Below are 14,002 nucleotides of genomic sequence, written 5' to 3'. Positions count from 1 at the left end.
CTTCTCCCATGTATGCCCTCTCCTTCAGTTTGTGCTTCGACACCACGAATTTGGCACATCGCGATGCCGTCAGGGGAGAGCGGCATCCACCCCATCTCTGGGGCGTAACATATTGACTATAAAAATCAGCCTTCTCTGAGCATGGTTCCCTAGGCTTCGGCTGAAAAAACACCCCAAACCTGCGCCGCCACAAGAGCACAGTCTTGTGGCTGATATCGATCCCGCGCTCATGCAGAAGGTCCTCGGCATTTCGCAGCTAAAGCGGAAACCGGACAAACATCATCACGGCCAGGCGGATGATCTCGGAGGACGTCTTGAAGTAGCGGAAGGGTGAGCGCTTTGTCATCCGGCGAACCTATCCGGACGCCTTGTCGAGCTCAACGAACTTTCTTCTGACAGTGCCGTCAGGGTCGCTTTGGGGTGGTTGGCTAGAGGGTTGGGCTGAAACCCGACCCTACGCTTGCTGCTGACCAGCGATCAGTCAGTTCTCAAGCGAAAACTCTGCGACCTTCGGCATAGCCTCGGCGCTGTTGATCGGCTCGACCGACTTCAGCATTGTTCCTTCAAACCGAAGGCGCATCTGCCCGGCCAATCCGAACAAGTCCGAGCCGTTGATGTAGATTTCCTTGTTTTCGGGGTCTTCCACAGTCACGTCATAGCCGAGCAAACCGAGCGTCAGGGTCGCAATGTCGAAATGCGACCGGACCCTTTCCACTGCCTGCCTGACCTCATCAGGCGAAGGGTCATTCACCGAAAGAAAGAGGAACGGCACCTTCACGACTTTTCCCTTGAACCAGCCATGCCCGCGTCGGTCATCCTCACCCTTCAGAAGCTCGCCATGGTCAGAGGTGATCAGGATGTAGGTCGGCTTGGCGCTGCGCTGTTGCAGAGTTTCGATGAGTTGGGAAATCACATGATCGGAGTATAAGATGGCGTTGTCATACTCATCAGGGAACTGTTTGAAAGAGTCAGGCGACTTGTTGGCGTAGGGCGAATGGGCACCATTCAGCCCGATGACAAGAAAGTGCTTCTCATTGAAATCAATGTTTTCCAGAAGATAGTTCAGACTTTCGTCATAGTCACGGTGTTCGATCGGAGCATCGGTGTCGACCAAGACAGAGTCGAGATAGTTGGCGCACATGTAGGGTAACAGGGTATCAGCAGCCTTCCGCCCCTGCGCATAGAAGAAGTGTGTCTTGAAACCGTTCTGCTTTGCAAGGCGGAAAAGGCAATTGGATTGCGACACGAACTGCTTGCCAAGCCCGGGGTACTTCAGCCGGTTCATTATGGCCGTGAATGACGTGCGCGTCATGGTTCCGGCCGCGTAGATTGTCGAGGCATATAGGCCATGGATCGCCTCGAGCCCTGGTGTGGTCTTGAGTTCGTAGCCGAGTATGGACAGATTTTCGGCGCGCACGGATTCATTGATGATCAGGACGATATTGACGTCTGGTGATGTTTCGGCGACGGGTTCCGGAAGCGCGGGATAATCGTTCCCAGCCCCGGTCAGGCGGTCAGGTAGTATCCCGACCACCAGAAATCGCGCTGACTTGTAAAAGTTGAAAATCCCCAGATTATTGGTGGTCGGAAAGAGGGCGTTGAAGGAAGGCTCGCCCAGTTTGCTGCTGTTATGGTTTATGAATGCGTAATTGCCCACTAAATCACCGGCAAGAATTGCGATGATAAGGAATGTCGCCCTTGGCTGGATGGCTCGGCTGTACGACAGCCAGCATAACGCTCCGAAATACAGAAGCAGCATCAACCCGCCAATAACGACAATCGGCAGGATCTCTCCAACCACGCTTACAAGTTCCGACATGATGAGAAAGAAATCTGGCAAGAGCTGGATGAAATGGATCGGCAGAATATAGCTGCCGAAGTATTCGAAATTTACAATTTGAAAGATCGAAAAGACTGGAATGATCGAAAGGAATGTCCAGAAGATTACTCTGCCTGCGAAGATCGCAATGAAAACAAATAGGAAGGTGATCCAGAAGCTTGCTTTGGAAAGGGCCGTCAGGTGAAAAGCATAGTCTTCATTCAAAGCATATGAAAAGGTCAGGTCGAGTAGCGAAATCGGCATGATGCATATCGCAGCGATTAGAAGATTGCTTCTGTACGGGGCCAGGCCAGACCTAATGCGACTGACGATGGCGAGCGATGCGTGCATTTGGCGATTCATGGTTCCATTGGGCATTTTGGCCGACATTCCCCAAGTGACGTGCCGCTTGATGGCAAGTATGCGGATTTTGCCTGCCGATCAAGTGTCTCGTGCACCGGTTGGCAGTTGAGTGCACCAATACGTCCGAATTTTAGCGGATTGGGCGGCCGTGTTGCACAGATCAGTTAAAGGACGTTGTCCCCAATCCCCGGACGGACTCATCCCACGACTTCAGTCACGGTGCGCATTCCGGGGCGATCCGGTCAGAGATTCCGATTTGATCCGGTCACCCATTCCAATCTGATCCGGTCACCGATTCCGGGGCATCCGGTCACCCTGTCTGGGTGAGGATCTGACGCTGCTGGGCAGTCCTGTGGCGGGTTAGGCTTTCTCTTTTCACCGGAGCGAGCCGCCCCATGAAGATGCTGCCGTACGCTGCTGCTTGCCTACGGAACCGGCCAGCCGCTCAACATCCTGTCGAACAACGTCGCGCATCGCGTTTCCGATGGCTGGGAAGGCTGCCGCGACATGGCGCGCTTTCACTTTGCCCAGCTGCGCCTCGGCCTTGACCGTTCAAATCCGGAATATGCGTCCTGAGGGGGCCGTCAACAGAGCCCGGAGAAACGAGAGCGGAGTTGCCGGTGCGAGTTGACCGAGCTTGGATTGCGCTGTTGAGAAGGTTGGACGTTGACCCAGTTCGCTCCAAGATCCGCTGACGGCTGCGGTTAACGGTTGAGAGACAGCAGAGCGAAACGCCGCAGCCTGCGCATCGGTGCTGTCAGACGAATGTGAACCAGTCTCCGTTACCGCTACCCCGCCTCGGTATCAGGCAGCGAGAAGGCCGCCCCACTCTGCGAGAGCGGCGGCGCGGATCATCTTGTGGGTGTTGCGATCTTGGAGGTGGCGCTCGGTCAGAAGGCGGTTGCTGACGGAGGCATGGAGGGAGGCGAGCTTCTGCAGACTTCGCATGCGGTGAAACCGCAGCATCGCCCGCTCGTGTCGCCGGAACGGCAGGTGCGAATTCTCGGCGCGGTTATTGTGCCAGCGTCCCGTCTCGCGGTCGTCGCGGCGGCCAAGGTCCGTTAGGGCGGCGCCATAGGACCGAAGGCGATCCGTGACGATGCGCTCTGGCCGGCCGCGCCGGCGCATCGATTTCCTCAGGAATTTCAATGCGGCCTTGCGATCTGGTTTCCTGGTGACGATGCTTTCTTGCACCTCGCCCTCGTGATCAACCGCCCGCCAAAGGTAGTGTGTCACGACGTCGATCTTCACGTAGACCTCGTCCAGGTGCCGGCGCCAGTGGCGATGGGCGCGCATCGCCTCGACACGCTTGCCGCGGATCTCGGCGGAAAACATCGGGCCTTACCTGTTCCAACAGTACCTCACGGTTTCGTGGCTTATGTCGATCCCCCGCTCACCTAGCGGGTCCTCGACGTTCCCAAGCTAAAGCGGGCAGCAAACGAACATCATCACGGCCAGGCGGATGATCTCGGGGCTGGTCTTGAAACACCGAAAGGGGTTGGGTTTTGTCATGCCTGAGGCTAGACCGCACGAAAATTGGACGGCAAGAAAGTTCCTCTGACATTGCCCGCCGAAAGCACCCGCGACGTCATTATCGAAGGCGCAATCCTGCCTTGTCGAAGTGAAGGGCGCGATTGGCATCGGGCGTCACATGCACGTTTTCATCAACCGAAAAACTATGCTCGCCAAACAGCCGTACGGTCAGCAAACCCTGATCCGGCACGTTCACATAGACCAAGGTCTCGCCACCCAGTTTTTCGACATGCGATACTCTGCCGGGCATCTGGCCGGGTTCGCGGGCAATCGTGATGTGTTCGGGTCGCACGCCCATCGTGTCCGATCGCATCCCCAAAGCCCCGGCCTTGAGGAAATTCATCTGCGGTGAGCCGATGAAACCGGCAACGAAGGTGTTGTCGGGGTCGTTGTAAAGCTGCATCGGCGCGCCGACCTGTTCGACCTTGCCCGCGCGCAGAACCACAATCCGGTCAGCCAGCGTCATTGCTTCTATTTGATCGTGCGTCACATAGATCATCGTGGCCCCAAGATCGCGGTGCAGACGCGCTATTTCGATCCGGGTTGCAACGCGCAGCGCAGCATCGAGGTTCGACAGAGGCTCATCGAACAAGAACAGCTTGGGCGTGCGCACGATGGCGCGTCCAATCGCGACGCGCTGGCGTTGCCCGCCTGACAACTCGGACGGGCGGCGCGCCAAAAGCGGCTCCAGTGCAAGCATTCCCGCAGCGCGATCCGTGGCCTTGCCGATATCCACCTTTGAGAAGCCGGCTTGTTTCAGCGCCAGACCCATGTTGTCCCGCACCGTCAGGTGCGGATAGAGCGCGTAGGACTGAAAGACCATCGCCAGTTCACGTTTGGCCGGTGCCACTTCGTTCACCCGCTTGCCGTCGATCTGGATTTCGCCGTCAGTGCAGTCTTCCAGCCCCGCGATCATCCGAAGCAGCGTGGATTTTCCACAGCCAGACGGCCCGACAAAGACGCAGAATTCGCCGTCGTTTACCGCCAGATCAACCCCTTTGATCACATCGGTTGCCCCGAAAGACTTTGTAACGTTGGTCAGCGTCAGGGCACCCATGGCCGCCTCCTAAAGAATGACAGGCTTGCCAGACCGCACGCTTTGATCCGCCGCAAGGCAGATTGCAAGCGATTGGACAGCGTCCTGGATGTGTCGTGTCAGATCAAGCTTTTCCGTGATGGCGCGGGCAACGAAGGCCTGTTCGCGATCGCAAAGCTGTTGATGGCCGGGTTCGTCGGCCATCGAGATATCCGTGTCGCCGGTCGCCACCTTGTGCACCCGCAGCAGCGAGGTCTTGGTGTGTGTATCGATGTCATCAGACCGTGCGCTTTCCGGCATCCGGATCGACACCGCACCATTCGGGCTGATCACATCCTTCACGAAGAACGCGGTGTCGCTCATCATGGGGCCCCAGCCCGCCTCATACCAACCCAAAGAGCCGTCGTCGAACAGCACCTGGAAATGGCCGTAATTGTACATGTCCGGGGCGATCTCGTGGCTCAGGCGCAAGCCCATGCCGCGGACCTCCAGCGGTTTCGAATCCGTGATCTGGCACATCACATCAACGTAATGCACGCCGCAATCGACGATGGGCGGAGTGGTTTGCATCAACGCCTTGTGCACATCCCAGGTTGGGCCTGACGATTGCTGGTTGAGGTTCAGCCGGAACACATAAGGCCCGCCCAATGCCCGCGCCTCGGCGATCAGGCGGATCCAGCTTGGATGATGCCGCAAGATATAGCCAACCACCACACGGCGACCGGTTTCAAGGGCCTTGGCCTGCACCCGCAGCGCATCGGCCACCGTCGTTGCCAGCGGCTTTTCCACAAAGACATCTGCGCCCGCGTCCATGGCGGCACAGGCATAATCCGCATGGCTGTCAGAATAAGTGGCCACGCAAACAAGATCGGGCTTCAGCCGCGCCAAAGCCTCGTAATAGTCGGCGCTGATCGAATAGCCCTGCAGTTCTGTCGGCAAGTCCGGTACCGATCGGTTGACCAACCCCACAATCTGAAACGCCGGGTTGTGATGATAGGCCAGCGCATGGCTGCGCCCCATGTTGCCCAGCCCGGCCACCAGAACCCGGATCATTTGACGGCCCCGGCGGTGATGCCGCGTATCAACTGACGCGAGAAAATCAAATAAAGTACCAGGACCGGGATGATGGCAAGGCTCAGGGCGGCCAGCACGGCATTCCAGTTGGTGACGAACTGCCCGATGAAGATCTGGCTGCCAAGCGTGATGGTCTTGACCTCTTCGGCCGGGGCAAGGATCAACGGGAACCAAAGGTCGTTCCAGATCGGGATCATCGAGAACACCGCCACCGTGGCCATCGCGGGCCGAACCAGCGGCAATACCAGCGTAAAGAAGATGCGGTATTCTGACAGACCGTCGATCCTGCCGGCGTTCTTCAGATCATCCGACACCTGCTTCATGAACTCTGACAGAATGAACACCGCCAAGGGCAGGCCCTGGGCGGTATAGACCAGGACCAGCGCAGTCCGGGTGTTCACCAGGTCCGCCGCCACCATCATCTGCAAGATCGCGACAGTTCCCAACCTGATCGGGATCATGATGCCTAACGCCAGATAAAGCCCGGTCAGCGTGTTGGCCTTGAAGCGATACTCGCTGAGCGCAAAGGCCGCCATCGCGCCGAATAGCAGCACGAAGAACAGGCTGCCGACTGTCACCACCATCGAGTTCAGGAAGTACTGGAAGAAATCGCCCTGCTTCAGAACAGTCGTATAGCCAATCAGGTCAAACGTGCTGGCTGTAGGCACCGCCAGGGGATCGGCAAAGATGGCTTTGCGCGATTTGAAGCTGTTGATGATGACGACGAACACCGGGAAAAGCGAGATCAGCGTATAGGCGATCAGGATGCCATGGGCAGCAATGCTGCGGGTCAGAGGCACGCGCGTGGCCATCTCGTGCTCCTAGAACTGATAGCGGCGCAGCCGCGTTTGGATGGCAAAGAGATAGAAGCACACACCCACCAGAATGATCCCGAACATTGCCGTCGCAATGGTGGCACCCATATGCGGATCGCCAAGTTGCAGCTGAAACCCAAAGAACGTGCGATAGAGGAATGTCCCAAGGATATCAGTAGAATAGTCTGGCCCGGCCAGCGCGCCCTGGGCCACATAGATCAGATCGAAGGCGTTGAAATTGCCGACAAAGGTCAGGATCGAGATGATACCAATGGACGGCAGGATCAGCGGCAGCTTGATCTTCCAGAATTGACCGACGCCGGTGATTCCGTCCATCTCGGCGGCCTCCAGCACCTCTTCGGGAATACTCAGCAGGGCAGCATAAATCAGCATCATCGGGATGCCGACAAACTGCCAGACCGAAACCAGTGCCAGCGTCGTCAGCGCATATTCCTCCTTGCCGAGCCACGGCAGGTAAAGCGACTTCAGCCCGATCCAATCCAGCATCCCGGGTGCTATGCCCCAGATCGGCGACAGGATAAGCTTCCATACAAAGCCGACGATGACAAAGCTGAGGATGGCGGGCACAAAGATCGCGGTGCGATAGGCCGCGGCCATCCGCAGGCGCGGGCTTGACAGAATTGCGGCCAGCAAGATCCCGATCGGGTTCTGGACAACCATGTGCACCAGAAAGAACCAGGCGTTGTTACCAAGCGCATTCCAAAAGGCGTTCGACCACTGCGGGTCGCCGAACAAGGTCCTGAAATTCGCAAGGCCCACGAAAATCCGGTTCTGCCCCTCAAGATTGTAAAGCGAAAGGTTCAGCGTGCCGAACAGCGGGATAATCATGATCGCGGTATAGACCAGCACGGCTGGCGCCAGAAACACCGGGATATGCCAACGGAAAGCCTTGGCAGGCATGCGAACCTCCAGACCTGAAAGGGGGGGTAGGCGGCCCCGCACGCAAAGGGCCGCCTCAAGGCATCACTTCTGGGGAGCGTACCAGGATGCCAGCCCGGCTTGCAGCCGTGCGCCGATGGCTTCGGGAGCCTCGGTGCCCTTGATCGCGGCAACCGAACCATTCCAGGTTTCCGTTTCAAGGTTCGGCGTGCCACGCGACAGGATTTGATAGGTCGAGCGGATGGTAGACTGGCACTTCGCACGCCATGACACAAACTCTTGCGCCAGCGGATCCGTCATCTCGACCGGGCTTGAATTCAGCGAGAAGAAGCCCGGCAACGCATTGGCATAAAGCGTCGCAAATTCAGCCGAGCCTACCCATTCGAGGAACGCCTTGGCCGCTTCCGGATTCGCCGTTTTCGCGTTCATTCCCAGCCCGATGTCGGTGTGGTCCGAGATGTAGCAGGTATCGCCGGCTGCCTGAACCGGTGGCGGGAAAGCGCCCATCTTGAAGGTGGCTTGGGTGTTGAAGCCACTGATTTCCCACGATCCGGCCGGGTAGATGGCGGCGCGGCCAAGGGTAAACAGGTTCTGGCTGTCGGGATAGGTCTGCGCCTCATAGCCGTCGCCCAGATAATCCTTCCACTTTGCCAGCGTGGCATAGGGGGCCACCCATTGCGGATCGGTCAGCTTCTGTTCGCCCTTGATCAGGGCAAGGCGCCCTTCCTCGCCCTTCCAGTAGTTCGGCCCGATGTTGTTGTAACCCATCGTGGCCGCTTCCCACTGGTCGTTGGTGCCCATGGCCATCGGGATGTAAGTGCCGTCCGCCTTGATCTTGTCGAGGGCGGCAAAGAACTCGGCCTCGGTCGTGGGAACCGCAATGCCCAAGGCGTCGAAGGCGTCCTTGTTGTAGATAAAGCCGTGGATCACCGATGCCATCGGCACGCAGAAGGTTGCGGCACCATCATCGGTCTGCCACGCGGATTTCGCCACAGGCGAAAAGTTCGCCATTGCGGCGAGTGAGGTCAGGTCGGCCAACTGGCCTTTGCTGTAAAGGTCCAGCGACGCATCAAAGGGGCGGCAGGTGATCAGATCGCCCGCCGAGCCCGCGTCGAGTTTGGAGTTCAGAACGGCGTTGTATTCCGCCGGTGCCGACGGAGAAAAAACAACCTTGATGCCAGGATTTGCGGCTTCAAAGGCCGGAATGATCTGGTCTTGCCAGATCACCAGGTCGTCGTTGCGCCAGGATTCGATGGTCAGCGTGACATCTTCGGCATGGGCCATACCTGCCAGCAGGGTGCTGGTCAGAAAGGCGATACGCAGGGTCTTGGTCGTCATTGTCGTCTCCCTATTGTCGGGTCATTCGCCCGGTTGAATTGTTTGCTGGATTCTTCGCCAGCACTTGCGACAAATGCCCGTCGCTGGCCTTCAACTGCGTCAAGGCTTGCTCGGGTTTGGCCCCCAAAGCAATCAGGATAGCAGGCTTCACTTCACCTTCACTTTGACGCAGGGCCTCGCGGGCCAAAGCAAGGTCTTGCCCCGATACGGCGGACACGATGCGGGCCGCGCGATCAACCAGCTTTGCATTGTCGGCAACCACATTCACCATATAGCCGTCATGCACATGGCCAAGGCGAATTCCGACAAGCACCGAAAGCATGTTGAGCGCAACCTTCTGTGCCGACGCAGCCGCCATCCGCGTCGATCCGGCAACCACCTCTGGTCCGGTGTTCAGCAGAACCGGGAAATCAGCCAGTTCCAGCAACTCCGATCCCGAGACGTTGGAAATGCCGATCACTTTTGCCCCGCGCGCCTTGGCACCTTGCGCCACTGCCAAAGTGTAGGGGGTGCTGCCCGAGGCCGAAACACAGATCACCGCATCGCCCGTGCCCAAAGCTGCGCGCATGAGATCTGGAATGGCCTGTGCCGGATCATCCTCAACCGCACCCGTCATGTGCAATAGCGCCGCAGCGCCGCCGGCAAACAGCATTGGCGTCCGGTCAACCGGAATACCAAAGGTGCCCCACAATTCCAGGCAATCCGCCAAAGCCATCAACCCCGAAGACCCGGCACCGGCATAGGCCACCTTGCAGCCTTGGCGCAGGGCATCTGCGCCCGCCTCGGCGGCAGAGGTCAAGGCCGGGATTGCCGGGCGGATGGCGGAAAGCGCGGCAATCTGGGCATCGAGCAAACGCTCGAACACATCTTGCGCCGCGGCCGCGTGAAGCCCCGGCGCACTTGGATGCTGCCTCTCCGTTGCGCGGTCAGTCATTTGATTCCCCCTGCGCTTGAATAATGCCAAAAGAATACCAACTGTAAAGCGCGATCTTAAATCAGAGACGTCACATATTTTTATACAACGTAAACAATGCGTTGCTAATACGGCGAGATACCCTTTTCCATTTGGTACTTCTTTGGTAGCTTGCAGGCACGCGCAGGCAAGGGAATCACGATGCGGCTGATACTTGGAATAGATGGCGGTGGAACCGGGTGTCGGGCGGCTTTGGCCGATGCCGATGGTCAGATATTGGCGCGGGCAGAAGGAGGGCCCGCCAACATTGCATCAGATCCGGATGCCGCTTTGGGAAATATCCTTGCCGTTGCGAAAAACGCGCTGGCGCAGGCGGTCGGAAGTGCTGCTGCAACGGCAGAGTTGCCGCGACTGCGTGTCGTTATGGGCCTCGCCGGGGCCAATGTCACCGCAAGCGTCGCGCGGCTCCGGGCGGGTCTGCCATTTACGGCGTTGCGCGTGGAATCGGATGCGATGATCGCGCTGAAAGGCGCGCTGCGAGATGGCGATGGTATCGTGGCGGCAGTAGGGACCGGATCGGTCTTCGCACGCCAATTGGGCGGCAGCATCACCATTATTGGTGGCCACGGGCTTGTCTTGGGCGACGAAGGCAGTGGCGCTTGGCTTGGTCGGGCGTTGTTGGCGGCCAGCTTAAGGGCGGTGGACGGCCTTTTCCCCATGACGCCCTTGCTGCAGTCGATCCTTGATGAACTTGGCGGCGCTGAAGGCGTGATTGCTTTCGGTCTGACCGCCCGCCCGGTCGATTTTGCCGACTTCGCGCGCAGGATTGTGGGCTCCGATGATCCGACCGCCGAAACCTTGATGACCCAGGCGGACGCAGACATCACGGCCTCGATCGCGGTACTGCAGCCCGAACCGGCTGTACCTGTGGTGTTTCTAGGCGGTCTTGGTCTGAACATCGCACCGCGCTTTGCCAACCGATGGAACATTCGACCCGCGCTTGGCAGCGGACTGGATGGTGCGCTATGGCTGGCCCGGCATGAAGAGCGCCCAGCATGAGCGGCCTCTTTGCCGCAGCCAGCTTTGGTGGCGCCGGTTCCGGCCCGCTTTACCTGCAATTGCATCGGCGCATCAGTGACGCCATAGCCTCCGGAGTCTTGGCGCCTGGTGACAGCCTGCCCGCCGAGCGCGATCTTGCCCAGATGACCGGCTTTTCCCGCGTCACCGTCCGCAAGGCCGTGCAATCGCTTGTCGCGTCCGGTCAGTTGGTTCAACGGCGTGGCTCTGGCACTTACGTCGCCGAACGCGTGGAGCTGGTGAAACCGGCGGTATCCGTCCTCACATCTTTCACCGAAGATATGCTGCGGCGGGGAAAGGTCGTGGAATCCGTCTGGATCAACCGCGGCCTGTTCTCTCCCGCCCCCGAAGAGGTCATGGCACTTGGCCTCGGCTCCGAAGATCGGGTCGCGCGGTTGGAACGGGTGCGTCGCTGCGATGGCCTGCCGCTGGCAATCGAACGTGCGGCCTTGTCCAGCACCATTCTACCCGACCCCGCTTCGGTCACCATATCGCTTTACGCCTTATTGCAAGAACGCGGATTCAGGCCGGTTCGGGCTGTGCAGCGCATTTCCGCCGCCAATCTGGGCGTTCGTGATGCCGAGCTTCTGGGCGTACGTCCAGATGCCGCCAGCTTGAAGATCGAACGGATCTCTTACTTGGCATCAGGTCGGGTGGTGGAATTCACCCGATCCGTTTACCGCGGCGATGCCTATGATCTGGCTGTTGAGTTGAAGATCGCAAATGATGTCGAAAGGAATGCCGAATGACGCCAAGCTTTATGGCCATGGAGGTCGCAGAAATCCCGCAGGCCTCCGCCCGGTTCTTGGCCGACTCGCGGTCTGCTGTCCTGGCGGCGGCCGCAGCACTGCGCGCCCGTGATCCCAGCTTGATCGTCACGGTGGCACGGGGGTCCTCTGACCATGCAGCGACCTATTTGAAGTATTGCATTGAGTTGGCGGCAGGGGTGCCCGTCGCCTCGGTCGGGCCCTCCATCGCTTCGATCTACGGTGCCTCGTTGCGACTGAACGGGGCAGCCTGCATCGGAATTTCGCAATCGGGTCGCAGTCCCGATATTGTGGAAATGATGCGCTCGGCAGGGGCAAGCGGTGCGTTGACCATCGCCATCACCAATTTCGCAGATGCTCCGATGGCGGCGGTGTCCGATCACTGTTTGCCGTTGCAAGCCGGGGTCGAAAAAAGCGTCGCGGCCACGAAGACCTTTGTGACCTCGGCCCTTGCCGGCCTGTCATTGCTGGCCGAATGGCGTCAGGACAAGGGCCTGCAGGCAGCAGTCGCGGGCCTGCCGGAGGCATTCAGTAAGGCCCTTTCGCTGGATTGGTCGCCGCTGGCCGCGCGGCTGTCGCGAGCGCAATCGCTTTATGTGTTGGGTCGCGGGCCAGCCTTTGCCATCGCCAGCGAGGCGGCGCTGAAGTTCAAGGAAACCTGTGGGTTGCATGCCGAAGCTTACTCCGCAGCTGAAGTGCTACATGGACCGGCCGCAATTGTGCAAGCGGGTTTCCCGGTTTTCGCGTTGGGAGTTGACGATGCAGCTCTGCCGCAACTGGTGGCAACTGCCGAGCGGCTGTCGGGCCAGGGCGCTGACGTCTTTTTGACCGGTGCTGTTGCGAAAGGCGCCATCACTCTGCCATCGGTGTCTGGCCTTCATCCGATAGTGGCACCACTTGCCCTGATCGTAGGATTCTACGGCTTCATCGAATCTCTGGCGCGGCGCAGGGGCCTTGACCCCGACACGCCGCCTCATCTGCGCAAAGTCACAGAAACCATATGAGCATGCAGATCCTGTCAGGCGCGCAGGTTTTTGACGGCGAACGACTGCTGGACAACCATGTCGTGTTGATCGAGTCCGGCACGATCACATCCGTCCAGCGCGACGCACCATCGCTTAAGGGAAACCGAGTGGCGCTGCAGGGCGGCATATTGGCTCCGGCTTTGCTGGATCTGCAGGTGAATGGTGGCGCGGGGTTGATGGTTGACGGAGGAACCGATCTTGCCGTCTTGCAGCGTATCTGTGCCGCACATCTGCGCCTTGGCTCGGCCGGCATTCTGCCGACGCTGATCACAGATTCGCCTGACGCCACAGCCCGTGTCATCGCGGCAGGCATCGCGGCCACTCAGGCGAGGATTCCCGGCTTTCTGGGACTGCACCTTGAAGGGCCACATCTTGGCCCACGCCGCAAGGGCGCGCATGATCCGCAGCTGATCCGCCCGATGACAGCCGAGGACGTGGCGCGGCTTTGCGATGCTGCTAGAAACCTGCCCGCACTGATGGTCACCCTGGCGCCAGAGAACGCCAGCCCCGAACAGATTGCCACGCTGACAAGCGCCGGAGTGGTGGTAAGTCTGGGTCATACCGACTGCAACTATGAAACGGCCCGGGCTGCGATGGCCGCAGGGGCGCGCTGCGCCACCCATCTTTTCAACGCGATGAGCCAGCTGGGCAACCGCGCGCCCGGACTGGTCGGCGCCGTTCTTGAGGGTAACTCCGTCGCCGGCCTGATCGCTGATGGCATTCACATCAGCCCTGCGACCCTTCGGATCGCCCTTGCCGCCAAGGCAAGCGGCCTTTTCCTCGTGTCCGATTGCATGGCGTTCGCCGGGTCCGACCTTCAGCAGATCGTGCTGAATGGACGACTGATCAGCCGCCATGCCGGTCGCTTGACACTGCCGGATGGAACCCTGGCCGGTGCCGACCTGACGCTGCCGCAGGCGTTGAAAACCATGGTGGAAACCGTTGGCACCGCTCCGGCGCGGGCCTTGGCGATGGCCACGTCCATCCCTGCTGGGGTCATTTCGGCGACGCATGCGTACGGGTATCTGGCACCCGGCCGCTCGGCGCATTTGATCCATCTGAACGCAGATTGGCAGCTCGGTGCGGTTTGGCAGGCCGGCAAACTGGTGGAATCAGACAAGTGCTAACCAGTCTCTGTTTACCCAAACCCGTTCGGCGTCAGGCTGCGCAGAGCTGACGCAACTCGTTGAGAGCGGCGGCGGGTGCTGTCAGACGAATGCGAACCGGTCTCAGATATCCCAGCCCTAACTGTTCAGTCCCGGCATCTGTTGGATCGGGTTTAGGATGAATCGATCCGGCTCTGATGTCGGGATTTTGCAGATGTATTCGCAGGGCGTGAGAC

General features: G+C 59.2%; 12 protein-coding genes and 2 pseudogenes. 4 read left to right on the top strand and 10 right to left on the bottom strand.

The window, feature by feature from the left end; all coding sequences use genetic code 11:
* Window positions 1-109 precede the first annotated feature (109 nt).
* The 9 genes and pseudogenes from RMO18_RS21160 to RMO18_RS18550 form a co-directional block, all read right to left on the bottom strand.
* Window positions 110-346: pseudogene (locus RMO18_RS21160) on the bottom strand (IS6 family transposase); the annotation flags it as partial.
* Between the two features lie 135 nt (window positions 347-481).
* Window positions 482-2,209 (bottom strand): sulfatase-like hydrolase/transferase, encoded by a 1,728-nt coding sequence (locus RMO18_RS18585; protein ID WP_309667946.1) that lies wholly within the window; start codon window positions 2,207-2,209, stop codon window positions 482-484.
* 777 nt (window positions 2,210-2,986) lie between these two features.
* Window positions 2,987-3,694: pseudogene (locus RMO18_RS18580) on the bottom strand (IS6 family transposase).
* 79 nt (window positions 3,695-3,773) lie between these two features.
* The gene (locus tag RMO18_RS18575; protein WP_309667944.1) at window positions 3,774-4,772 is read right to left on the bottom strand and encodes a sn-glycerol-3-phosphate ABC transporter ATP-binding protein UgpC; all 999 of its coding nucleotides are present in this window, start codon (window positions 4,770-4,772) and stop codon (window positions 3,774-3,776) included.
* A 9-nt stretch (window positions 4,773-4,781) separates the two neighbouring features.
* On the bottom strand, window positions 4,782-5,804 hold the full coding sequence (locus tag RMO18_RS18570) for a Gfo/Idh/MocA family oxidoreductase (protein WP_309667943.1): 1,023 nt from the start codon (window positions 5,802-5,804) through the stop codon (window positions 4,782-4,784).
* Window positions 5,801-6,637 carry a carbohydrate ABC transporter permease gene (locus tag RMO18_RS18565; protein ID WP_309667941.1) on the bottom strand — a complete coding sequence of 279 codons (837 nt, stop codon included), beginning with the start codon at window positions 6,635-6,637 and terminating at the stop codon, window positions 5,801-5,803. Before RMO18_RS18565 ends, RMO18_RS18570 begins: the two co-directional genes overlap by 4 nt.
* A 9-nt stretch (window positions 6,638-6,646) precedes the next feature.
* The gene (locus RMO18_RS18560; protein WP_309667940.1) at window positions 6,647-7,561 is read right to left on the bottom strand and encodes a sugar ABC transporter permease; all 915 of its coding nucleotides are present in this window, start codon (window positions 7,559-7,561) and stop codon (window positions 6,647-6,649) included.
* Between the two features lie 63 nt (window positions 7,562-7,624).
* Window positions 7,625-8,878, bottom strand: coding sequence for an ABC transporter substrate-binding protein (locus RMO18_RS18555; RefSeq protein WP_309667939.1), 1,254 nt, complete (start codon window positions 8,876-8,878; stop codon window positions 7,625-7,627).
* Window positions 8,879-8,888: 10 nt separating this feature from the next.
* On the bottom strand, window positions 8,889-9,812 hold the full coding sequence (locus RMO18_RS18550) for an N-acetylmuramic acid 6-phosphate etherase (RefSeq protein WP_309667938.1): 924 nt from the start codon (window positions 9,810-9,812) through the stop codon (window positions 8,889-8,891).
* Window positions 9,813-9,992: 180 nt separating this feature from the next.
* On the opposite strand from RMO18_RS18550, the gene RMO18_RS18545 reads away from it, so the two are divergent.
* Genes RMO18_RS18545 through nagA form a run of 4 tightly spaced genes read left to right on the top strand, consistent with a single transcriptional unit; the run spans window position 9,993 to window position 13,787 of the window.
* Complete coding sequence (locus RMO18_RS18545; RefSeq protein ID WP_309667937.1) at window positions 9,993-10,850, top strand: BadF/BadG/BcrA/BcrD ATPase family protein; 858 nt, start codon at window positions 9,993-9,995, stop codon at window positions 10,848-10,850.
* Window positions 10,847-11,617, top strand: a complete 771-nt coding sequence (locus RMO18_RS18540; RefSeq protein ID WP_309667936.1) for a GntR family transcriptional regulator — start codon at window positions 10,847-10,849, stop codon at window positions 11,615-11,617. Before RMO18_RS18545 ends, RMO18_RS18540 begins: the two co-directional genes overlap by 4 nt.
* Window positions 11,614-12,639: an SIS domain-containing protein gene (locus RMO18_RS18535; RefSeq protein WP_309667934.1), complete on the top strand. Its 1,026-nt coding sequence runs from the start codon at window positions 11,614-11,616 to the stop codon at window positions 12,637-12,639. The genes RMO18_RS18540 and RMO18_RS18535 overlap by 4 nt, the downstream gene beginning before the upstream one ends.
* On the top strand, window positions 12,636-13,787 hold the full coding sequence (nagA, locus tag RMO18_RS18530) for an N-acetylglucosamine-6-phosphate deacetylase (protein ID WP_309667932.1): 1,152 nt from the start codon (window positions 12,636-12,638) through the stop codon (window positions 13,785-13,787). Before RMO18_RS18535 ends, nagA begins: the two co-directional genes overlap by 4 nt.
* A gap of 31 nt (window positions 13,788-13,818) precedes the next feature.
* Here nagA and RMO18_RS18525 read toward each other — a convergent pair.
* Window positions 13,819-14,002: hypothetical protein (locus tag RMO18_RS18525; RefSeq protein ID WP_309667947.1), on the bottom strand; the 184-nt coding region annotated here is incomplete at its 5' end.

Source organism: Tabrizicola sp., from assembly GCF_031377265.1.
Lineage (GTDB): Bacteria > Pseudomonadota > Alphaproteobacteria > Rhodobacterales > Rhodobacteraceae > JAUYQR01.
The sequence above is the reverse complement of the archived record's forward strand: the minus strand, read 5'-3'. Positions and strand labels throughout refer to the sequence as shown.